Genomic DNA, 21,317 nt, shown 5'->3' on the forward strand with positions numbered 1-21,317 from the left:
TTTAAATGAGTAATACATCAACTGAATTATCAGAAGATATTGAAGTAATTGGCCCTGGTCAGATGCTGGCAGAGGCAAGAGTTGCAATGGGGCTGAGCCAGCAACAAGTGGCGGAACAGCTTAATTTCCGCCCTGCGTTGGTAAACGAAATAGAGCAAGAGATCTTTGACAGTAAACTGCCAGATACCTTTAACCGAGGGTATTTGAAAAACTACGCTAAATTAGTGGGTGTAGACGAGCAAGATGTGCTCGCAAGTTACGAGATGCTAGGTGTAGCAGCCAAGCAGCGTACTGAGTTACAAAGCTTTTCCAAAATTACCGAGAAGGAAGCGCAACACAGCCGATTAATGTGGATTAGCTACCTTATTTTGGCGGCATTAATCGCTTCTACCGTGCTGTATTATTTACAAGACGCCAGTAACAATGCGCTAACGATAGAGCCGCAACCCACCAATAGTGACTCATCAAAAACTCAAAACACCAATCAAGCCGCAGGTTTAACTGCCGACAATCAAAACCCTGAATCAACAACGTTAGAACCAGCAGCGACGGAACCTAAAGCTTCGAACAATCAGCTAGTGTCAAAAGTTGCAGAGCCAGTAAATGAAGAGCTCGCGCCAGAAACCCCGTTAACAGTGCCGCAAGCTACTGTTCAACCATCAGTTCAAGCAAAGCCTATTGAGCTTGCGCAAGCTAACGCTGAAGTTGCGCAAGCGCCGATAGCAGAGCCCGTCAAGGTGGTTTTCTCGTTTGCAGGTGATTGCTGGGTCAACATCTATGACGGTGCAGGTGAGCGTATTGCATGGGGCATTAAAAAAGCGGGTTATGTCATGGAACTTAACGGCGTTGCTCCTTTCAAAGTAACCGTTGGTAAACCCGAATTAGTTGCTATTGATTTTAATGGTGAGTCTATCGACATGAGCAAGTATAATGTCGGCAATATTGCAAAATTTACCTTACCCGAATCTTCTTAGCCTGAGTTTTCTTAGTTTATGTCTATGTTTAATGAATCTCCGATAGTCAGACGCAAATCGCGCCAAATTATGGTGGGCAATGTCCCAGTTGGTGGTGATGCACCCATTAGCGTGCAGTCGATGACGAACACCCTAACCACTGATGTTGCTGCTACGGTCGCACAAATCAAATCGCTTGAAGCGGTTGGTGCCGATATTGTCCGCGTTAGTGTCCCGACCATGGATGCCGCTGAAGCGTTTAAAGAAATTAAAAAGCAAGTGTCAGTGCCATTAGTCACCGACATTCACTTTGATTACCGTATTGCCCTGAAAGTAGCTGAGTATGGCGCCGATTGTTTGCGTATTAACCCAGGTAATATTGGCAAAGAAGATCGCATTAAAGCGGTAGTTGAGTCTGCGCGTGATAAAGGTATTCCGATTCGCATTGGCGTTAATGGCGGTTCATTAGAAAAAGACTTGCAAGAAAAATACGGTGAGCCAACACCAGAAGCGTTATTAGAGTCGGCGATGCGTCATGTGGATATTCTTGATCGCATGAACTTTCATGACTTTAAAGTCAGTGTTAAAGCGTCAGACGTATTTCTAGCGGTCGGTGCGTACCGACTGTTAGCAGCGCAAATTGATAATCCATTACACCTTGGTATTACCGAAGCGGGTGGCTTCCGCTCGGGTTCAGTTAAGTCTGCTATTGGTTTAGGCATGCTGCTCAGCGAAGGTATTGGTGATACGTTGCGTGTTTCTCTTGCTGCTGATCCCGTTGAAGAAATTAAAGTAGGCTTCGATATTTTGAAATCGCTGAAAATTCGCAGTCGTGGTATTAACTTTATTGCTTGCCCGAGTTGCTCTCGCCAAGAGTTTGATGTGATTGGCACAGTCAATGCGCTGGAAGAGCGTTTAGAAGACATAGTAACACCAATGGATGTTTCTATTATCGGCTGTATTGTTAATGGCCCAGGTGAAGCAACTGTTTCTGACTTAGGTTTGACCGGTAGCAGTCGCAAAAGTGGTTTCTACTTAGATGGTACCCGCCAAAAAGAACGCATCGACAACAACGATATAGTTGATCAACTGGAGCAAAAGATCCGAGCAAAGGCCAAGTTGATGGACGAAAACAGCAAGATCGCCGTTAAGCAATTAGAAGACGAATAATTTGATATGGTTCGTCTGCTAGCGTGCTGTTTACGTTTAAACCGCTAGCGCCTATAATGCGCCGTTGATTTTTACTATTGTTTTTAAGTTAAAAGAAGAGAGCTGATTAAGTGAGTAAAGCGATTCAAGCAATTCGTGGTATGAATGACTGTTTGCCGTCAGAAACTAAAGTGTGGCAAATGGTAGAAGACACCCTACGCAGGGTAGCTGGCAATTATGGTTTTGCCGAAATTCGTATGCCGATCGTTGAATCTACCGCTTTGTTCAAGCGCTCTATCGGTGAAGTGACCGATATTGTCGAAAAAGAAATGTACACGTTCGACGATCGCAACGGTGACAGTTTAACACTTCGCCCAGAAGGCACTGCAAGCTGTGTACGAGCTGGTAACCAACACGGTTTGTTGTACAACCAAGAACAACGCCTGTGGTACATGGGGCCAATGTTCCGCCATGAACGTCCACAAAAAGGACGCTATCGTCAATTCCACCAATTTGGTATTGAAGCATTTGGTATTGCAACACCGGATATTGACGCCGAAATTATTATGCTTTCTGCGCGCCTTTGGAAAGAGCTAGGTATTGCTGAACACGTTACGCTAGAGCTTAATTCATTAGGCTCAAACGAAGAGCGTGCCGCTTACCGTGATGCACTGGTTGAGTACTTAACCAAGCATGAAGACAAGCTCGATGAAGACAGCAAGCGCCGTATGCATTCTAATCCGCTGCGCGTGCTTGATAGTAAAAACCCAGATGTGCAAGCGGCTTTAGCCGACGCGCCAAAGTTAAGCGATTACTTCGGTGAAGAGACTCAAGCGCACTTTGCTCAACTAACCGCCTATTTAGATAACGCAGGTATCAAGTATGAACTTAACGAGCGTTTGGTGCGTGGCTTAGATTACTACAACCGTACGGTATTTGAGTGGGTAACTTCTAGCCTTGGCGCACAAGGTACTGTTTGTGCGGGCGGTCGTTATGACAGTTTGGTTGAACAGCTTGGCGGCAAAGGTACACCGGGTGTTGGTTTTGCGCTTGGCATTGAGCGTTTAGTGTTAATGCTGACCAGCTTAGAAAAACTGAATAATATTCGCCCACAAGTAGAAGCCTATGTGATTGCTTTGGGTGAAGGTGCCGACTTAACTGCAATGCAGCTTGCGGAGCAGTGGCGCGATGAAGTGTCAGGTATTCGCATTCAAAACCACTGTGGCGGTGGCAACATGAAGAAGCAAATGAAACGCGCGGATAAATCAGGTGCACATATTGCGCTTATTTTAGGTGAAGATGAAATTGCCAACGGGCAGGTAACGGTCAAGTATCTGCGTGGTCAACACGAACAACAACAAATCGACTTAGCGCAAGTCGCAGGTCTGTTAGCAAGTATTATGTAAGGAAGTATTGTGGAAACATTTGAAACAGAAGAACAACAAGTCGAAGCGATCAAAAAGTTTTGGCACGAATACGGCAACTACCTTATTGGCGGCTTAGTTGTTGGTTTATCAGGATTTGTTGGTTTTAACTTCTATAAAGATAGCAAGCTAGAAGGCGAAATGGCCGTTGCTTCTCAGTATCAAGCTGTTATTGACAGCCAAACAGCAGATCACGAAGCGTTTAAAGCAAACGCAGAGCAATTTATTCAAATCAATGCAGAATCAAGTTATGCGTCGCTCACAGCGCTAAGCCTAGCTAAAGATGCGGCCGAGCATCAAGACTGGGAAAAAGCAGCGACACATTTACAACAAGCGATTGATAAAGCGAGCAATGCTGGCATCAAGTCAATTGCGACAGTGCGTTTGGCACGTGTACAAATTCAGCTTGAACAATTTGACAAAGCGTTAGCGACTGTTGGTGGCGAACAATCAGAAGCATTCAAGGCTGCGATTGAAGAAATCAAAGGTGATGCTTACCTTAAGCAAGGTAAAGTTGAGCTTGCGCGTAACGCTTATCAAGCAGCAATTGATGCCGATGGTTTAGCGACTAATCCAAGCTTACAGCTGAAAATTGATGATTTAGCACAGGCAACTAACCTAACTCAATTGCCTAACTAAATAGCGAGCTGCGTTGTGAAAAAAGTGATAAAAAAAATAGTAAACGTACGATTATTATCAGCCATTGCGCTGGCAACAACACTAGCGGCGTGTTCATCAACTGACGATGAAGACGAAGCGATAAAAATTGCTGAGTTGACTGATATCAATGAGCAATTTGAAGTAGATGTTGCTTGGGAAAAGGGCATTGGCGATGGCGTTGATGACTACTTCTCACGCATTAAACCTGCTTACGGCTACAACAAAGTATTTAGCATCAGCCGAGAAGGTGATGCTTACGCGATTGACGCCAACAGTGGTGATAAAGTTTGGCATATTGACCTAAGCGATGTGAACAAAGAACGCGGCTTTTTCGACAGTCGTGAACCTGCGCTACTAGCCGGTGGACCAGTAACGGGCGTTAATAAAGTCTTTATTGGTAGCGAAAACGGTCAAATATTTGCGCTTGATGCTGAAACAGGCGAATTAGCTTGGCAAGGCAAAGTAAAAGGCGAAGTGATTGCTCGTCCGGCATTAGACTCTGGCATTCTTGTAGTCAATACGGCATCGGGCGTGTTAAAAGCGTTTAATGCCAATACCGGTGAAGACCTATGGCAGGTAGATCTTGATGTGCCGCCATTAACATTGCGTGGTATTAGTGCCCCAACAGCCGCAGCAGGCGGTGTATTAGTAGGAACATCAGCAGGTGAATTATCGGTATTTATGCTGGAAAAAGGCCAACAAGGTTGGACTGTACCTGTGGGTGAAGCAACCGGTTCAACTGAGCTTGAGCGTGTTATTGACGTTGACAGTCAACCGCTAGTTTTTGGCGATAAGGTTTATGCAATTTCATCGCGCGGTAACTTAGTGGCGATCGATATTCGCAATGGTCGAATTTTGTGGAAGCGCCAGTACTCTTCATATCGCCAGTTAGCCATCAAGGGTAACACCTTGTTTTTGACTAACTTAAAAGGTCATGTTTACGCTGTTGACCGCGTGAATGGCTTAGAGCGCTGGAGTAACTTAGCGTTAACTAATCGCAGTGTGACAGGTCCTGTTGTTATCGGCGACTACTTAGCGGTTGGTGATTTTGAAGGTTATTTACATTTCCTTGACCAAGAAACCGGTGAGTTCGTTGCTCGTCACAAGGTAGATAGCAGCGGCATTTATGCAACGCCAACGGTGGCGGAAGGCACTATCTATGTGCAAGCGCGCGATGGTTCGCTGCAAGCAGTTAAGCTCCCCTAATTATTATGGCTATAGCTTAAGTTATTAAACACTGAGCTATAGTTATAGAAATGTTTAATGGCTCCATGCTGATGCATTTGGGGCCTTTGTTTTTTTATTGGTATCGCCAATTTATGGAGATACATCACTTGGCCGCCTTTGCTTGCGGTCAGTTTAGAATTTGAGGTAAACATGCTACCAGTTGTTGCTTTAGTCGGTCGCCCTAATGTGGGCAAATCGACCTTATTTAACCGCCTAACTCGCACCCGTGATGCGCTGGTAGCTGACTACCCAGGCTTGACGCGTGATCGCCAGTATGGCCAAGCGTCGGTCGAGGAGCATCCGTTCATTGTTATTGATACTGGTGGTATTCATGGTAATGAAGAGGGTATCGACGCATTAATGGCTGAACAATCGCTGATGGCGGTTGAAGAGGCTGATGCGGTACTTTTCTTGGTTGACGCTCGTGCAGGCTTAACATCAGCTGATGAAGCAATTGCAGATTATCTGCGTAAGCAAGATAAGAAAGTATTCTTAGTCGCGAACAAAATTGACGGTATTGATGCAGACTCGGCGATTGCTGAATTCTTCAGTCTTGGCTTAGGCGATACGGTTCATCAAATTGCGGCCGCGCATGGTCGTGGTGTTACGCAGCTATTAACATTGGCGTTATCACCACATATTGAAGAGCTTGGTCAAGAAAAGCTCGAAGCTGAAGAGGGCGAGTTTGAAGACGAACTTGTCTTTGAAGAAGGCGAAGAAGTTGAAATTGAAGCGCCTGAGCAAGACGATAAAATTAAGCTAGCCATTATCGGTAAACCTAACGTGGGTAAGTCAACACTAACTAACCGTATTCTCGGTGAAGAGCGTGTGGTGGTTTACGACATGCCAGGTACCACACGAGACAGTGTGTATATTCCTATGGAGCGCAATGACCGTGAATATACTCTGATTGATACAGCAGGTATTCGCCGTCGCAAGAATGTTAATGATGTAGTTGAAAAATACTCAGTGATCAAAACATTGCGTGCCATTGAAGATGCCAACGTTTGTTTATTGATTATTGATGCTCGTGAGGGGATTACCGATCAAGACTTAAGCTTGTTAGGTTTTATTCTTGAAGCAGGTCGCTCACTCGTACTGGCAGTGAATAAGTGGGACGGCATTGACCAAGAAGTTAAAGACAATATCCATAAAGAGTTAGACCGCCGCCTAGGCTTTATTGATTTTGCCCGTGTGCACTTTATCTCAGCGTTGCACGGCACAGGTGTTGGCCACTTATTCGAATCGGTAGAAGAAGCCTTTGTTTCAGCGACTAAGCGTATTTCGACCTCTATGGTAACGAAAATATTGGATATGGCGGTGTTTGACCATCAGCCACCAATGCATAACGGTCGCCGTATTAAGCTTAAATATGCGCATGCAGGTGGTTACAACCCGCCAATTGTGGTGATTCACGGTAACCAAACCAAACACTTACCGCCGTCTTACAAGCGCTACTTGATGAATTACTACCGTAAATCATTAAAGATCATGGGGACGCCAATTAAAATTGAGTTTAGAGAAACCTCTAATCCATTTGCCGGTAAGAAAAAGCTCACTTACACCGAGCAGAAAAAACTAGCGCGTGCGACGCAAGGTTATAAAAAGGACTAGCTTAGCTTTCCAAGTTGTTAAAAGCCGTTAATTGAAGCTATTCAAATAACGGCTTTTTTCTATCGATTATTTTAATTGGGATTACCCTTGCTGAAATTGCATTTGTTGGCGCTTTTGGCTAGGGTAACGGCTAGCTGTAATGAAAGAAAAATTAAGGTGCTACACCAAACATGGCAGAGCCAATCAAAATTGATGTTGCTAAGCGTTTAAATCGCAATCTTGGGTTATTTAATGCTGGCTCTCAAGTAACAATAGATATTGTGTCGCCTGCCGGCAAGCGTGGTAAATTTCGGACGACTTTTCTTGGTTATTTACCAAAGCAATACGTGCTTATCCAATATCCTGAAAGTAACAAGCTAGGCGGTTTTGCTCAATACATTACACAAGGCACTAATATTACGGTGCGTGGTGTCATCGAAGGGCATGAAGGCTCTATCGTTGCTTTTGTTTCACCTGTGCGTCAAACCTTGCAAATTCCCTCTCGCTTAATGGTGCTAGAGTTTCCAAAAACATTGAGCCTACAAAATCTGCGCTCTTCAATGCGTATTGAAACGGACATTAAGGCTAAAGTAAAAGTCAATAACGATTACTGGCAGGCGAAAGTACAAGATATGTCGTCTAAAGGGTGTCAGCTGTCACTGCACAATGGCGACTCACTTTTGTTGAATAAAGAGCAAGATATTTTGATTGTTATCGAAGACTTTCAGGAAAAAAGCAATATTAAGCTCGATGCGGTGATTTGCAATGTCAAAACCCAAGTTGATGGTATAGCTGTTGGTGTTCAATTTAAAGAGCAGGGTAGTAAGCAAGTCATTGAATTACTCAATGCCGCATTGACGGTTGAGCTTTAAGCAATATGAAACTCTCTGCTTCAATGCTCAGCATAGTTTCATCACTAGATGCGTTTAAAGCCGCGACTAACATCTACACCTAATATCCGTAAATGAGCTTTCTCGTAATAAAAGCGTGGAAACATGCTGGATATTTTCCTACCCAGCTTGTTTATTCGAAACTTTCGCCTTGAGTTTACCGTCACTCAATTGTACTGAAATCTCCTCACCTATATTAACTTTCTCGACAGACTTTACGATGTCGCCAGTTTCACTTCGGGTGATGCTATAACCACGCGCTATGGTGGCTAGTGGGCTGACCAAGTGTAATTGCTCAGCAAGGGCGGCAAAGCGTTGCTGCTGTTGACTTAATCCTTGCTTAAAGCTTTGTTTAAATCGCTTATCTAACTGGCTCAATTGCAGCTGGTATTGACTAATGGCTCGTTCTGGTGATTGATGCTCTAACCGCTGTGCAAGTAACGTGGGGCGCTGGCTTTTATTGACTAGCAATTGATTCATTGCTTTGGTTAAGCGCTGTTGCAGTTCATCAGCCTGTTGGCTTGCCACTTGTAACTGTCGTTGCGGATCATTTTGCTGTAAGCGCTGTACTAGATGGGCACTGCGCTGCGATTGCAGATGAAGCCTTTGATTGATTGCTTGTTGGCAGCGCTGTGTTAGTTGCGTAATTTTAGCAAGCTGCTCTTGCTGATCACCAGAAATAAGCTCTGCCGCCGCAGACGGGGTAGGGGTTCTGATATCAGCAGCAAAGTCGGACAATGTCGTATCAATTTCATGACCAACCGCGCTGATCACCGGTAGCTCGCTATTACTGATTGCACGCACGACACGCTCGTCATTAAAGCACCACAGATCTTCTAGTGAGCCACCGCCGCGACCGACAATTAACACATCCACTTCATTACGCTGATTGGCAACTTCAATACTCGCGACAATATCCGCTGCAGCTAGCTCTCCTTGAACAAGCGCCGGGTAGATAATAAGCTCTGTGCTTGGGCTACGCCTTGCCATGACACTAATAATATCTTTAATAGCGGCGCCGGTTGGCGAGGTAACAACACCAACTTTATTGTAGTGAGAGGCAATTGCTTGCTTGTTGCTGGCGTCAAACAAGCCTTCGCCATCAAGCTTAGCTTTAAGTGCTTCGTATTGCTGGCGCAACAATCCTTCACCAGCATCTTCCATTTGTTCGATAATTAACTGGAAGTCGCCACGCGGTTCATACAAAGAAACCTTAGCTTTTACCAATACTTGCTGACCATTCTTAGGTTTAATGCGAACGTATCGGTTATTTCCTTTAAACATTGCACATTTAACCTGAGATTGGCTATCTTTTAACGATAAATACCAATGACCTGAGCCGGCGGCGATAAAGTTAGAGATTTCACCACTTAACCAAACGACATTTATTTCGCTTTCCAGCATAAAGCGGACTTTTCGGGTCAGTTCGCTGACTTGTAAAATATGTTGTTTATTGGTCATTTAAAGGCTATTTCTTGGAAGTTAAGCTAGTGTTTAGCCATTATATCGCGCATTTGACGGCTTGGGATGAATAAATTTAAATTTACGAAAAATTAAGTTTACCTTGTAGGCCAAAACGGTTAAAATTCTGCCGCAATATTTCTTCCACCTATTTAACCTTGTGAGATATTGCAATGCTACGTATAGCCCAAGAAGCGTTAACCTTTGATGACGTTCTATTAGTACCAGCCCACTCTACGGTACTGCCTCATACTGCCGACTTAACCACCAAACTTACTCGCAAAATTTCATTAAATGTGCCTATGGTATCTGCCTCTATGGATACGGTAACTGAAGCGCGTTTAGCGATCACTCTTGCGCAGGAAGGGGGCATTGGTTTTATTCACAAAAATATGACCATTGAAGAGCAGGCGCGCAATGTTTCTAAAGTAAAGAAATACGAAAGCGGTATTGTTTCTGATCCTGTTACTGTTGCACCTAATATCTCAATTGCTGAAGTGACTAAACTTTCTGACGAGCTAGGCTTCTCAGGTTTCCCTGTCGTTGACACTGAAAACAACTTAGTCGGTATTGTTACTGGCCGTGATTTGCGCTTTGAAACAGACCTTACCAAAACGGTGGCTGAGTTAATGACTAAGAAGGAAGACTTAGTAACAGTTAACGAAAGCGCTGAGCGTGAAGAAATTTTGCACTTAATGCACGAGCATCGCATTGAAAAAATCCTGATGGTTGATAATGCCTTTAAGTTGAAAGGTTTGATCACAGTAAAAGATTTCAAAAAAGCAGAGCGCAAACCTAACGCTTGTAAAGATGAGTTCGGTCGTCTTCGCGTGGGTGCTGCTGTTGGTGTTGGTGCAGGTACAGACGAGCGTATTGACGCATTGGTTGCTGCTGGCGTTGACGTACTTCTGATTGATACTTCACATGGCCACTCGCAAGGGGTTATTGACCGTGTTGCCGAAACACGTGCTAAATACCCTGATTTACAAATTGTTGCTGGTAATGTTGCCACTGCTGCCGGTGCTAAAGCGCTTGCTGATGCTGGTGTTGATGCGGTTAAAGTAGGTATTGGCCCAGGTTCAATTTGTACAACGCGTATTGTAACTGGTGTTGGTGTGCCACAGTTAACGGCTATCTCTAACGCCGTAGATGCGCTAAAAGGCACTGGCATTCCGGTCATTGCTGACGGTGGTATTCGTTTCTCTGGTGATATCGCCAAAGCCCTAGTAGCAGGTGCGCACTGTGTGATGGTTGGCTCAATGCTAGCGGGTACGGAAGAATCGCCAGGTGAAGTTGAACTTTACCAAGGTCGTTACTACAAATCGTACCGCGGTATGGGCTCATTAGGCGCAATGGCACAAAAAGAAGGTTCATCAGATCGTTACTTCCAGAAAACTGACGGCGAAGCTGACAAGCTAGTACCGGAAGGTATTGAAGGCCGTGTTGCTTACAAAGGCCCAGTAGCTGCAATTGTTCACCAACAAATGGGCGGCTTACGCTCATCAATGGGCTTAACGGGCTCAGCGACGATTGAAGAGATGCGTACCAAGCCTGAATTTATGAAGATTACGGCGGCGGGTATGGGTGAGTCTCATGTACATGATGTGACCATCACTAAAGAAGCACCTAATTACCGTATGGGCTAATTGTTGAAGTCATTTGGCCGTAATTTCTGCGTTGTCGATGCTCACATAGTAAACTATGCTACGCGTCTCCGCCTTGAACTCACGCCAAATGACAGTCAACAATTTGCAACAAAGGTATAATGAGTTTTTATACCTCGTTTTAAAGAATTGAAACAGGCTGACAGCCATCATCAATGGAAGTCAGCCTGTTATTTTTAAAATTTATATAAGGTTTTGATATGACCAAAGATATCCACTCATCGCGCGTTCTAATTCTAGACTTCGGCTCTCAATATACGCAACTGATTGCACGTCGTGTGCGTGAAATTGGTGTTTACTGTGAACTTTGGGCTTGGGATGTAACCGAAGAGCAAATCAAAGAGTTCAACCCAACGGGTATTATCTTAGCGGGTGGGCCTGAGTCAGTGACTGAAGCCGGTTCTCCGCGCGCACCAGAATATGTGTTTAACGCTGGCGTGCCAGTGTTAGGTATTTGTTACGGCATGCAAACTATGGCTGAGCAGCTAGGTGGTGGCGTACAAAGCTCTGAGCATAAAGAATTTGGCTACGCGGCGGTTGAAGTAATTAACCAGTCTGCACTATTCAAAAACATTGAAGATTCCGTTGGCGATAACGGCAATGCGCTGTTGGACGTATGGATGAGCCACGGCGATAAAGTATCGGCAATCCCAGAAGGCTTTGTTACCGTAGCGCAAACACCTAGCTGTGCTTATGCTGCAATGGCGAACGAAGAAAAGCAATTTTATGGTGTTCAATTCCACCCAGAAGTAACGCACACGAAACAAGGTATGCGTATTCTTGAGCACTTTGTGGTGGATATTTGTCAGTGTGAAAAGTTATGGACACCAAGCTCGATTATTGATGATGCGATTGCCAAGATTAAAGCGCAAGTGGGTGATGATGAAGTTATCCTAGGCTTGTCAGGTGGTGTTGATTCATCTGTGGTTGCCATGCTAGTGCACCGCGCGATTGGCGATAAGCTAACGTGTGTATTCGTTGATAACGGTTTACTGCGTTTAAACGAAGGTCAGCAAGTGATGGATATGTTTGGTGATCACTTCGGCCTTAATATTGTGCATGTTAATGCTGAGCAGCGCTTCTTAGACCGCTTAAAAGGTGAAGCTGATCCAGAAGCTAAGCGTAAGATCATCGGTAATGTTTTTGTTGAAGTGTTCGATGAAGAAGCCGGTAAGCGCCAGAATGCGAAATGGTTAGCGCAAGGTACTATTTACCCTGACGTAATTGAGTCAGCTGCTTCTAAAACGGGCAAAGCGCATGTCATTAAGTCACACCACAATGTTGGTGGTCTGCCAGAAGATATGGAAATGGGCTTAGTTGAGCCACTGCGCGAGCTATTCAAAGATGAAGTACGTAAGATTGGCTTAGAGCTAGGCTTACCATACGATATGCTTTACCGCCATCCATTCCCTGGGCCTGGTTTGGGCGTTCGTATCTTAGGTGAAGTGCAAAAAGAGTATGCTGACTTATTACGTCGTGCTGATGCTATTTTTATTGAAGAATTACACAAACATGACCTTTACAACAAAGTGAGCCAAGCATTCACGGTATTCTTACCGGTACGCTCAGTTGGTGTGATGGGTGATGGCCGTAAATATGACTGGGTAGTGAGTTTACGCGCAGTTGAAACGATCGACTTTATGACTGCTCATTGGGCACACTTACCATATGATTTCTTAGGTTTAGTATCAAACCGTATTATTAATGAAATCGATGGTATTTCTCGTGTGGTTTACGATATTTCGGGTAAGCCACCTGCAACAATCGAGTGGGAATAAATAGCTTACAATAACTGCTTTATAAATAAGCTTTAAATTGAAAACGCCGTGATGCTTTATTGATAAACAATAATCATCACGGCGTTTTTGTTGGTGTTATACCAATTGAATTAATTAGTTGATCAATTATGGCGCTGGAAAAAGGTTCATAAAAAAGGCGCTATTTTTGTTAACTAGTTGTTCTAATTTCAAAAATATCAACGCAGTTAATGAGCATTTTAACCAGCCAGAATGATTAAGTATTTATTGAAATTGGTATTATCCTTGGTCTTTAATGTTGCGCTGCTTCGCCGCTTGGCTGCAACTGAAATAGCCGGCAATAAGCAAAAGCGTAATCGCAAAGTTATTTTCACTGCCTTGTGTAGCTTTTGTAAGTAAGGATATGGCAATCATTAAGCTAGCAAATACAAGTGCGATGGCAATTTGTACTTTGTCGTTTGTACAAACCTTGTTTTTTAATTGTTGCATATTCATCTGTTTCTCCTTGATGTGAAAATGATTTAAAAATCAAATCGTGGTGTTACTCATACAGCGCACGCGATTGCCAACAGAGGCGTAAGCAACTACCACGGCATAAACTGCAGTTGCACCCGCTGACCAGTGCTCTGCAGCAAGTGCGACAAGTAAACTCTGTAGTGTGAAATAACAGCTCATTGCAATGCTCAAATAAAAAAGCGATTGAACCGTGAATTTAACGCGATCTAAATGATTAGCCTGTGCTTGCTGAGGATCTTTTTTCTGGCTGTAAATTGTTTTGAAAACCAAAGCGAACAGTAAGCCATTAGTTATGATCAAGGTTATACTGCGATGTAACGCCTGTTCATTAAAGCCCTGCCACAAAGGTTGCTGATTAGCATGTACGCTAAGATCAAACATTATCGTTAACAGTATGCAAGCCAAAGCGACGAGCATTAACTTAAGTGGCACAAAGGTTAAAAGCGTGCGTTTTACTATTGAGCCTGAACGTTTGGGCTGATGAATAACTTGTTTGAGCCATTGAAAGTGGCGTTTTTCAGTAACGTCAATAAGTGCAAAAGGGGCTAGCTGTATCATAAATAGCACAACGGCAAACATGCTTGGCGGCTGAAAATTAAGTTCTAACTCCCAATACAAAAGCAAAGCTAAGCTACTAAGCCCAAGTGAAAAAATGACTTGGTTTGCGCGTTTAAATTGCGAGATGAACTTTGCAAAATCAACCGGTTTTTGTTGTTCAACATTGCTTTCCAGCGGCGTTGAGGTATATTGCAAAGCCGTTAGCCCATGACAGGCACGTTTGGCATAATAGTGTGACACAAGCCAAAGTTGAAAACCTACGACACAACAAAAAATCACGCTAATTAACATGCCTTTCTCCCTAAAGTTTGCTATTCATTAAGTTGCCAAAAACAACGCGAATTTCTGAGTCGGTCACCCCATTTTTTCGCAGTTCATTGATACAAGTTTCGAGTTTTTCTTGCGTCCATTTTTTAAGATCAAGGTGACAATAGTTTTTTGCATCTTCTCGAATAAAGCTGCCTCGATAGCCTTTGCTATGCACTATTTTGTCCCGTTCAAGTAACTTATAAGCTTTAGCAACCGTTTTACTGTTGATTTCTAACTCATTCGCTAATTGCCTGATCGAAGGAAGCGGTGTGCCAGGCGCTAATAAATCACCAGCAACAGCTGACTTAATCTGCTCAATTAGCTGAGTAAAAACTGGCGTTGGATCGTCAAGATCAATTTCTATTTCCATATTTATTCAATAATGCCTTGTTCAAAACTGGCAAAGGTTTAAATATTCTTAATGTGCCATCTGTAGTAATGGTACAAGTGGTTTTTGTGTTTTTCAAGTAACGTGCGTGAAAAAATGTTTAAAAAATAGACGCAGATGAAATTGGAATAGTGAGTTTTTTCGGATAATTTATCTTTTACTGGTTATCTAGTATGCTTGATAAATACACAGGAATTGGCCGTTTACCAATCTGAATGACACAGTCGTTATTGTGGCAAGAGTCACAACAAAGCAATGAATTTGCTGAACTTTGTAGCGCGTTATATGAACGTGAGGTTACCTTGCTGGCACGTGTCGAGGTCGCTCAAATAGAAACCTTGCAACGGCGTTTACAAAGCCTGCCTTATTATGTGCAAAAGGCTGCTCATGCGATGGTAAATGCCGAGACACCGATGACGCTTGATAGTCAAAATGCCACTTGGTCATCGAAGCAAAGTCGCAACTTACCACAAGTTGGGCAAGAGCTAGATGCCATTGCACATTGGTATTTAAATCAAGAACTATCGCTAGGGTTAGTCGTTCCAGTTGAAGTGGGGGAGCGCTTGGTGCTCGATTGCATTGATCGATTAGATAAAGTGCAAGGGCGAGTGCGAACGAATGGTCACGGTTGGTTTGCATTCAAGCAGGAAAGGCAAGGTAAGCAAAAGCAACAAGAGCATCAGCATGCCAATCTTCACACCAAGGCTAAATTGTTAAAGCCGACTAAAAAAATCATGATGGCAAGCTGTGCAGGCCATGTTTGGCAAAACAACAAACCATGCCGACCGATTATTCCAACCTTACGAGAACTTTTGTTGTCTTGCTCAATCAATTGGAAAAATTTAAAGAAACCGCTACCGGTCGATAATCATTAATCGCAGCAATGCAACTAATACCAATTTCAATAAATACTTGATCATTCTTGCTGGTTAAAATGCTCATTAACTGCGTTGTTATTTTTGAAATTAGAACAACTAGTTAACAAAAAATAACGCCTTGTTTATGAACCTTTTTCCTGCGCCATAATTGATCAACTAATTAATTCAATTGGTATAACGGGCTATCGCATATTCACTCTGCTTGGGTATAATATCCGCCATACCTTTCTAACTCATAATAATCAGGCGTCGAGCTTTCATGCGCATCATTACTGCACTATTGCTGATTTTTATTATTTTTTTGCAATACCGTTTATGGTTTGGCAAAAACAGCATTTCTGATTATGTTGCGTTAAAAGAAGAAGTCACGCGCCAGCAGGCAGATAACGATAAATTAAGGCAGCGAAATAAACTGCTTTATGTTGACACTGACGATTTAAAATCAGGTGTTGAAGCGGTTGAAGAGCGTGCCCGAAACGAGTTAGGAATGATTAAAAGCGGCGAAACATTCTTTCGTATTATTCCAGCCAATAAATCTCAGCAACGAAGAAATTAGTTCAGGAAGTTGTTAATGAATAAACCTATGGTTGCTGTTACAGCCATTGTTCCCGCTGCTGGTGTTGGCAAACGCATGCAAAGCGAGCATCCCAAGCAATATTTAAGTCTGGCGGGAAAAACAGTTATTGAACATACCTTAGCCAAGTTATTGGCAAGTAAATATATTGAACGAGTGGTTGTCGCATTGGGGGCTGAAGACGGTTATTTTCATGACCTTGAAATAGCCCACACCCCCAATGTTATAACAGTTGTTGGTGGCCAAGAACGTGTTGATTCCGTGCTTGCTGCGCTCAAAGCAAGCGAGCAATTTGCCCCGCAAGCTGCCGCTTGGTCTCTTGTTCACGATGCGGCAAGACCTTGCGTTAGCACTGAAGAAATTGATCGTCTTGTCGAAACCTGCCTTACACAACATTGTGGTGGGCTATTGGCTGCACCAGTCAAAGATACTATGAAGCGCGGCGATACCGAACAGCGCGTGCAAACAACAGTGGCACGAGAGCAACTTTGGCATGCATTAACACCACAAATGTACCGCACAACCGAGCTGATTCAAGCGATAGAACAAGGGCTTGCTAACAAGGTCAATATAACCGATGAATCCTCCGCCATAGAAGCTGCGGGGTTACCAAGTATGCTAGTCAACGGCAGCCCAAATAATTTAAAAATCACTCAGCCAGAAGATCTAGTACTGGCAGAATTTTTATTAATGAACGAACAACGACAAGAGAAACGGGAAGCGTGATGAGAATAGGTCATGGTTTTGATGTCCACAAATTTGGTGGTGAAGGGCCAATTGTACTAGCGGGCGTAAAAATTCCGTTTGAGCATGGCTTTGTTGCCCATTCAGATGGCGATGTCGCCATTCACGCGTTATGTGACGCGATTTTAGGGGCACTTTGTTTAGCCGATATAGGTAATCACTTTCCTGATACCGATGCCGAGTTTGAAAATATCGACTCACGTATTTTATTGCGCCACGTTGTTGGTCTTATGAATGATAAAGGCTATCGCTTAGGCAATGCCGACATCACAATTGTTGCGCAAGCCCCCAAGATTGCGCCGCACCTATTGGCAATGCGCGAAATATTAAGCAGTGATTTACAAGCCGATATTGATCAAGTCAATGTCAAAGCAACCACGACCGAAAAACTCGGCTATGTTGGTCGAAAGGAAGGGATATCTACCCATGCAGTGGTGCTGCTTGAGAGAATGTCGAGTGAAAGTAAGTGAGTTAGCAGACAAGTGAAGCAAGATTTTATTTGTTATGATGAGCTGGCTTATTTACATGGCAAGCCAACATCGACAGCACAATTGCGTACTGAACACGCAGATTTCAAAGTATTTGAATTGCTACCTTTCGCGCCGAGCGGTGATGGTGAGCACTTGTTACTGCACATTGAGAAAACAGGCGAGAACACTACGTTTGTTGCTCGCCAATTAGCGAAACATTTTGGCGTTAAAGATATGCAGGTCACGTATGCCGGTTTAAAAGATCGCCATGCGGTTACTCAGCAATGGTTTGGCGTACACTTGCCGGGTAAGGCAATCGATGATTTATCAAATCTTGATATTGCAGGTGTGAAGGTGCTGAGTTATCAGCGCCACAACAAAAAATTAAAAACGGGCGCGCTAATTGGCAATCGCTTTGAGTTAACCTTGCGGGAAGTTAGTGATATTGCGTCAATTCAACATCGGTTTGAGCAAGTGACTAAAACAGGTGTCCCAAATTACTTTGGTGAGCAACGTTTCGGCTTTAATGGTGGCAACTTACAAAAAGCATTGTCATTGTTTAATGGTCAAAAAATCAAAGACAAGAAAAAGCGCAGTATGTATTTGTCTGCTGCTCGCAGTTACTTGTTCAATCAAATGTTGAGTGAGCGAATTGTACAAAACCGCTTTGTAACGCCGATGCAAGGTGATGTGTTTATGCTCGCTGGTAGCCAATCAATTTTTAAAGCAACCGAGCAAGACACTGACCTTCAAGCGCGTTTAGATGCGCATGATATTGATATGACAGCCAGTATGTGGGGTAAGGGCGAGCTATTAACGCAGCACCAAGCCCATCAGCTAGAGGCAGATATTGCAGCAGCTAATCCCGCACTTGCTGACGGCCTGTGCACCCTTGGTTTAAAGCAAGAGCGCAGAAGAGCGCGGTTGACCATGCTTAATCCAAAAGCTGAGGTGATTGATGAGCGTACCATTCGCTTGTCATTTATGTTGCCTGCGGGAAGCTATGCCACGGCAATTTTAAGAGAGCTAACTCACTATACCGATATGGCAGAACAGGCTTTTCAAAGCCAAAACTAAAGCCAAAGTTAAGCTGTTATAACATAAGTATTTTAATGCCTGCTTAAATCGGCAAAGCGCAACGATAAAAATTAAAAAGGAATGAAGGAAGTCAAATGAGAATATTACTGAGCAATGATGATGGCGTGCATGCACCAGGCATCAAAGTCTTGTATGAAGAACTGTCTAAATTCGCTGACGTCACTCTAGTTGCTCCTGATCGCAATTGCAGTGGTGCAAGTAACTCATTAACTTTGCTTAACCCTTTACGTGCACAAACCTTAGATAACGGCTTTATCTCCGTAAACGGCACGCCTACTGATTCCGTTCATTTAGCGATAAGCCAGCTAATGGACCCGTTACCTGACTTAGTGGTCGCAGGCATTAATAATGGCGCAAATTTAGGTGACGATACCTTGTACTCAGGTACCGTGGCTGCCGCAACCGAAGGTCGTCATATGGGCTTACCTGCAGTTGCAGTCTCCTTAGTCGGGAAAGGTGAAAATCATTACCAAACTGCTGCGGTTATCGCGGCAAACATAATCAAGCGATTAAAGGCACACCCATTACCTTCCGATCAAATTCTAAATGTTAACGTACCAGATATTCCACTTGAGGAAGTAGCTGGAATTAAAGTGACACGTCTTGGCCATAGACATAAAGCAGAAACCATGAAGGGCATGGCTGACCCTTGGGGGCGCACTATTTATTGGTATGGCTCACTGGGTAAAGAGCTTGACGCTGGCGCAGGAACAGACTTTAATGCGGTAGCCAATAATTATGCATCTGTCACACCTTTGACTGTTGATATGACGGCTTATAAAAGCATGGAACGAATGACTGAGTGGATGAGTGAAGTAACAATATGAATGTCAATGTAGGTCGCAGTATTGGCGGGAAGTCGAGTCGCAGTGGGGAAATATTGGCGCAAAAGCTTGCCAATGAAGGCATCAGTGATCAACGCGTATTACGTGCTATTGCACAATCGCCTAGGCACATATTCGTACCAGAAATTTTAGCGCACAAGGCATATGACAATACCGCTTTGCCAATAGGGCAAGGACAAACCATTTCTCAGCCCTATATTGTCGCGAAAATGTCAGAATTAATTTTGGCCGATGGTATACCTGAAAATGTTTTGGAAATAGGCACTGGCTCAGGTTATCAAACTTCCATTCTTGCGCAGTTAGTCAGTAAGGTATTTTCTGTTGAACGAATTAAAGCATTGCAATGGCAGGCCAAACGTCGACTAAGAGCCATGGATTTACACAATGTTTCGATGAAACATGGTGACGGCTGGCAGGGTTGGCAAAGCAAAGGCCCTTTTCAAGCGATTATTGTTACCGCAGCGCCAAGCAGCGTTCCAGAGGCTCTGTTAACACAGCTAGCGGATGGTGGTCGACTTGTGATTCCGGTTGGCGAACAATCGCAAGTGCTTAAATTGATTACCCGCGATGGGGATGATTTCCATGAGCAGCAAATTGAAATGGTGCGTTTTGTACCGCTTGTGCCAGGAGATTTACTGTGAAGATATTTTCTGCCTTATATGAATGGACACTTAAATGGGCCGAGCACAAGTTAGCGCCTAGAGTACTTGCCATACTCACTTTTGCTGAATCAGTGTTTTTTCCCATTCCTCCCGATGTATTACTGGCGCCTATGGTACTCGCTAAGCCGAAAAAAGCATGGGTTTATGCAACTTTAACCACAACTGCTTCTGTTGTGGGTGGCGTTGTGGGGTACCTACTGGGCTATTTTATGTTTGATGCATGGATTCAGCCGATTATTACTGAGGTAGGCTATCAAGATAAAATGGACCACGCCATGGCTTGGTTCGATCAATGGGGCGTTTGGGTTGTCTTTCTTGCCGGTTTTACACCTATTCCTTATAAAGTGTTTACCTTAAGCGCCGGTGTTTTACAGATGCTCTTTTTACCGTTTTTAATTGCCTCGTTTATTGGTCGAGGTATGCGCTTTTTCTTAGTTGCGGGCTTGATCCAATGGGGCGGTGAAAAAATGGAACAAAAGCTTCGCCAGTGGGTTGATGTGATTGGTTGGAGCGTTGTTGCAATTATTGCGATAGCCTATGTAGTATACCTAGCATAACTATGCACTTTTAGACTCAGTTTTATTTGATTTGTACGTAAAATTACAGGATGTTTAGCCGTCACCTTTTTCTAATTATTATTAGCCTTCTGGTGCTTTCTGCCTGTAGCACCAGAAATACGCCTGCGCCAGTAGTTGAGTCGCGCTCAACCGTTTCTGTGCAAACACAAACACCCGCGAGCATTAAAAGTTCATCCTATACCGTTAGAAAAGGTGAAACCCTTTACTCCATTGCTTGGCGTGCGAATAGCGACGTTAGAACCATCGCTAAACTAAACCGTTTGTTACCTCCTTATCGTATATTTCCTGGTCAAAAACTTAAAATTAGTGGAAATTCAAGCAAGCCCAGTAGGAATAAGAGCTCGGCAAATAATTCGACTAAAAGCTCTGGTACTACCACCAATAAAGCGCCTAAAAAAGCTATTGCAACGACCAAAAAGCAGGAGTATGGTAAAGCTGCAAGTGGGCAAAAAATAAGCAAAAAGCCTGCTGCAACGGCTAGTAACTTTTCGCAGAAAATCCGGCGTTGGTTATGGCCTGCTAAAGGAAAAGTCGTCGCGACTTTTTCAACAGCAGCGCAAGGAAACAAAGGGATTGATATTGCTGGCAAGCGTGGCGATCGAATCACAGCAGCAGCTGATGGTAAGGTGGTTTATGCGGGTAGTGCATTAAGAGGCTACGGTAAGCTCATCATTGTTAAACACAACGACGACTACTTGAGTGCTTATGCACATAATGACGAGCTGTTGGTAAAAGAGCAGCAATCAGTCAAAGCTGGTGATGTAATAGCTAAGATGGGTGACACAGACGCGCAAAGAGTCATGCTTCATTTTGAAGTTCGCTTTCGTGGAAAATCAGTGAATCCTATGAAGTACTTACCTAAACGATAGCGTTATAAAAAGAATAAAAATGGAGATAACTTGAATAATTAATACTTAAC

At 43.7% G+C, this 21,317-nt stretch carries 22 protein-coding genes; 18 read left to right on the forward strand and 4 right to left on the reverse strand.

All coding sequences use genetic code 11. The features are described from left to right. Positions 1–5 precede the first annotated feature (5 nt). The 7 genes from ACSLUR_RS02975 (at position 6) to ACSLUR_RS03005 (ending at position 7,878) form a co-directional block, all read left to right on the forward strand. Entirely contained in the window at positions 6–974 is a 969-nt protein-coding gene (locus ACSLUR_RS02975) for a RodZ domain-containing protein (protein ID WP_448551664.1), read from the forward strand. A gap of 24 nt (positions 975–998) precedes the next feature. Next, positions 999–2,123, forward strand: coding sequence for a flavodoxin-dependent (E)-4-hydroxy-3-methylbut-2-enyl-diphosphate synthase (ispG, locus tag ACSLUR_RS02980; protein ID WP_181901502.1), 1,125 nt, complete (start codon positions 999–1,001; stop codon positions 2,121–2,123). 110 nt (positions 2,124–2,233) lie between these two features. Further along, a complete protein-coding gene (gene hisS, locus ACSLUR_RS02985) occupies positions 2,234–3,508 on the forward strand; it encodes a histidine--tRNA ligase (protein ID WP_448551666.1) in 1,275 nt (424 codons plus the stop codon). Positions 3,509–3,517: 9 nt separating this feature from the next. Then, positions 3,518–4,165 carry a YfgM family protein gene (locus tag ACSLUR_RS02990; protein ID WP_448551668.1) on the forward strand — a complete coding sequence of 216 codons (648 nt, stop codon included), beginning with the start codon at positions 3,518–3,520 and terminating at the stop codon, positions 4,163–4,165. 15 nt (positions 4,166–4,180) lie between these two features. Then, positions 4,181–5,392 (forward strand): outer membrane protein assembly factor BamB, encoded by a 1,212-nt coding sequence (bamB, locus tag ACSLUR_RS02995; RefSeq protein WP_448551670.1) that lies wholly within the window; start codon positions 4,181–4,183, stop codon positions 5,390–5,392. 171 nt (positions 5,393–5,563) lie between these two features. Beyond that, entirely contained in the window at positions 5,564–7,027 is a 1,464-nt protein-coding gene (gene der / locus ACSLUR_RS03000; RefSeq protein WP_448551672.1) for a ribosome biogenesis GTPase Der, read from the forward strand. Positions 7,028–7,197: 170 nt separating this feature from the next. Then, positions 7,198–7,878: a PilZ domain-containing protein gene (locus tag ACSLUR_RS03005; RefSeq protein ID WP_448551674.1), complete on the forward strand. Its 681-nt coding sequence runs from the start codon at positions 7,198–7,200 to the stop codon at positions 7,876–7,878. A 138-nt stretch (positions 7,879–8,016) separates the two neighbouring features. Here ACSLUR_RS03005 and xseA read toward each other — a convergent pair whose 3' ends face one another. Then, entirely contained in the window at positions 8,017–9,357 is a 1,341-nt protein-coding gene (gene xseA, locus ACSLUR_RS03010; protein WP_448551677.1) for an exodeoxyribonuclease VII large subunit, read from the reverse strand. Between the two features lie 173 nt (positions 9,358–9,530). Between xseA and guaB the strand changes: the two genes are divergently transcribed. After that, on the forward strand, positions 9,531–11,003 hold the full coding sequence (guaB, locus tag ACSLUR_RS03015) for an IMP dehydrogenase (protein WP_448551679.1): 1,473 nt from the start codon (positions 9,531–9,533) through the stop codon (positions 11,001–11,003). A gap of 218 nt (positions 11,004–11,221) precedes the next feature. Next, positions 11,222–12,799 (forward strand): glutamine-hydrolyzing GMP synthase, encoded by a 1,578-nt coding sequence (gene guaA / locus ACSLUR_RS03020; protein WP_448551681.1) that lies wholly within the window; start codon positions 11,222–11,224, stop codon positions 12,797–12,799. Between the two features lie 258 nt (positions 12,800–13,057). Here guaA and ACSLUR_RS03025 read toward each other — a convergent pair whose 3' ends face one another. The 3 genes from ACSLUR_RS03025 to ACSLUR_RS03035 are packed head-to-tail and all read right to left on the reverse strand — an operon-like array spanning position 13,058 to position 14,531. Continuing rightward, positions 13,058–13,273: a hypothetical protein gene (locus ACSLUR_RS03025; protein ID WP_448551682.1), complete on the reverse strand. Its 216-nt coding sequence runs from the start codon at positions 13,271–13,273 to the stop codon at positions 13,058–13,060. A 33-nt stretch (positions 13,274–13,306) separates the two neighbouring features. Then, a complete protein-coding gene (locus ACSLUR_RS03030; protein ID WP_448551684.1) occupies positions 13,307–14,143 on the reverse strand; it encodes a hypothetical protein in 837 nt (278 codons plus the stop codon). A gap of 10 nt (positions 14,144–14,153) precedes the next feature. Beyond that, positions 14,154–14,531 (reverse strand): GntR family transcriptional regulator, encoded by a 378-nt coding sequence (locus tag ACSLUR_RS03035; RefSeq protein ID WP_448551686.1) that lies wholly within the window; start codon positions 14,529–14,531, stop codon positions 14,154–14,156. Positions 14,532–14,764: 233 nt separating this feature from the next. On the opposite strand from ACSLUR_RS03035, the gene ACSLUR_RS03040 reads away from it, so the two are divergent. From ACSLUR_RS03040 to ACSLUR_RS03080, 9 genes are all read left to right on the forward strand, one after another. Further along, positions 14,765–15,424, forward strand: coding sequence for a hypothetical protein (locus ACSLUR_RS03040; RefSeq protein ID WP_448551688.1), 660 nt, complete (start codon positions 14,765–14,767; stop codon positions 15,422–15,424). A gap of 262 nt (positions 15,425–15,686) precedes the next feature. Continuing rightward, positions 15,687–15,983, forward strand: coding sequence for a cell division protein FtsB (gene ftsB, locus ACSLUR_RS03045; protein ID WP_448551690.1), 297 nt, complete (start codon positions 15,687–15,689; stop codon positions 15,981–15,983). Between the two features lie 15 nt (positions 15,984–15,998). Further along, positions 15,999–16,727 (forward strand): 2-C-methyl-D-erythritol 4-phosphate cytidylyltransferase, encoded by a 729-nt coding sequence (gene ispD / locus ACSLUR_RS03050; protein ID WP_448551692.1) that lies wholly within the window; start codon positions 15,999–16,001, stop codon positions 16,725–16,727. Then, entirely contained in the window at positions 16,727–17,215 is a 489-nt protein-coding gene (gene ispF, locus ACSLUR_RS03055; protein WP_116014769.1) for a 2-C-methyl-D-erythritol 2,4-cyclodiphosphate synthase, read from the forward strand. Before ispD ends, ispF begins: the two co-directional genes overlap by 1 nt. Before the next feature lie 12 nt (positions 17,216–17,227). Next, a complete protein-coding gene (gene truD, locus ACSLUR_RS03060) occupies positions 17,228–18,292 on the forward strand; it encodes a tRNA pseudouridine(13) synthase TruD (protein ID WP_448551695.1) in 1,065 nt (354 codons plus the stop codon). Between the two features lie 95 nt (positions 18,293–18,387). Continuing rightward, the gene (surE, locus tag ACSLUR_RS03065; RefSeq protein ID WP_448551697.1) at positions 18,388–19,140 is read left to right on the forward strand and encodes a 5'/3'-nucleotidase SurE; all 753 of its coding nucleotides are present in this window, start codon (positions 18,388–18,390) and stop codon (positions 19,138–19,140) included. Continuing rightward, positions 19,137–19,799 (forward strand): protein-L-isoaspartate(D-aspartate) O-methyltransferase, encoded by a 663-nt coding sequence (locus ACSLUR_RS03070; RefSeq protein ID WP_448551699.1) that lies wholly within the window; start codon positions 19,137–19,139, stop codon positions 19,797–19,799. Before surE ends, ACSLUR_RS03070 begins: the two co-directional genes overlap by 4 nt. Continuing rightward, on the forward strand, positions 19,796–20,377 hold the full coding sequence (locus ACSLUR_RS03075) for a YqaA family protein (RefSeq protein WP_448551701.1): 582 nt from the start codon (positions 19,796–19,798) through the stop codon (positions 20,375–20,377). Before ACSLUR_RS03070 ends, ACSLUR_RS03075 begins: the two co-directional genes overlap by 4 nt. A 50-nt stretch (positions 20,378–20,427) precedes the next feature. Next, positions 20,428–21,267 carry a peptidoglycan DD-metalloendopeptidase family protein gene (locus ACSLUR_RS03080; protein WP_448551703.1) on the forward strand — a complete coding sequence of 280 codons (840 nt, stop codon included), beginning with the start codon at positions 20,428–20,430 and terminating at the stop codon, positions 21,265–21,267. Positions 21,268–21,317: the final 50 nt, after the last annotated feature.

Source organism: Thalassotalea montiporae, assembly GCF_053485855.1.

What these genes read in the sequence shown, in the direction of transcription:
- ACSLUR_RS02975 (WP_448551664.1), top strand. Translation starts at nt 6, where the DNA reads ATGAGTAATACATCAACTGAATTATCAGAAGATATTGAAGTAATTGGC.
- ispG (WP_181901502.1), top strand. Translation starts at nt 999, where the DNA reads ATGTTTAATGAATCTCCGATAGTCAGACGCAAATCGCGCCAAATTATG.
- der (WP_448551672.1), top strand. Translation starts at nt 5,564, where the DNA reads ATGCTACCAGTTGTTGCTTTAGTCGGTCGCCCTAATGTGGGCAAATCG.
- ACSLUR_RS03005 (WP_448551674.1), top strand. Translation starts at nt 7,198, where the DNA reads ATGGCAGAGCCAATCAAAATTGATGTTGCTAAGCGTTTAAATCGCAAT.
- xseA (WP_448551677.1), bottom strand. Translation starts at nt 9,357, where the DNA reads ATGACCAATAAACAACATATTTTACAAGTCAGCGAACTGACCCGAAAA.
- guaB (WP_448551679.1), top strand. Translation starts at nt 9,531, where the DNA reads ATGCTACGTATAGCCCAAGAAGCGTTAACCTTTGATGACGTTCTATTA.
- guaA (WP_448551681.1), top strand. Translation starts at nt 11,222, where the DNA reads ATGACCAAAGATATCCACTCATCGCGCGTTCTAATTCTAGACTTCGGC.
- ACSLUR_RS03025 (WP_448551682.1), bottom strand. Translation starts at nt 13,273, where the DNA reads ATGAATATGCAACAATTAAAAAACAAGGTTTGTACAAACGACAAAGTA.
- ACSLUR_RS03030 (WP_448551684.1), bottom strand. Translation starts at nt 14,143, where the DNA reads ATGTTAATTAGCGTGATTTTTTGTTGTGTCGTAGGTTTTCAACTTTGG.
- ACSLUR_RS03035 (WP_448551686.1), bottom strand. Translation starts at nt 14,531, where the DNA reads ATGGAAATAGAAATTGATCTTGACGATCCAACGCCAGTTTTTACTCAG.
- ACSLUR_RS03040 (WP_448551688.1), top strand. Translation starts at nt 14,765, where the DNA reads ATGACACAGTCGTTATTGTGGCAAGAGTCACAACAAAGCAATGAATTT.
- ftsB (WP_448551690.1), top strand. Translation starts at nt 15,687, where the DNA reads ATGCGCATCATTACTGCACTATTGCTGATTTTTATTATTTTTTTGCAA.
- ispD (WP_448551692.1), top strand. Translation starts at nt 15,999, where the DNA reads ATGAATAAACCTATGGTTGCTGTTACAGCCATTGTTCCCGCTGCTGGT.
- ispF (WP_116014769.1), top strand. Translation starts at nt 16,727, where the DNA reads ATGAGAATAGGTCATGGTTTTGATGTCCACAAATTTGGTGGTGAAGGG.
- surE (WP_448551697.1), top strand. Translation starts at nt 18,388, where the DNA reads ATGAGAATATTACTGAGCAATGATGATGGCGTGCATGCACCAGGCATC.
- ACSLUR_RS03070 (WP_448551699.1), top strand. Translation starts at nt 19,137, where the DNA reads ATGAATGTCAATGTAGGTCGCAGTATTGGCGGGAAGTCGAGTCGCAGT.
- ACSLUR_RS03080 (WP_448551703.1), top strand. Translation starts at nt 20,428, where the DNA reads ATGTTTAGCCGTCACCTTTTTCTAATTATTATTAGCCTTCTGGTGCTT.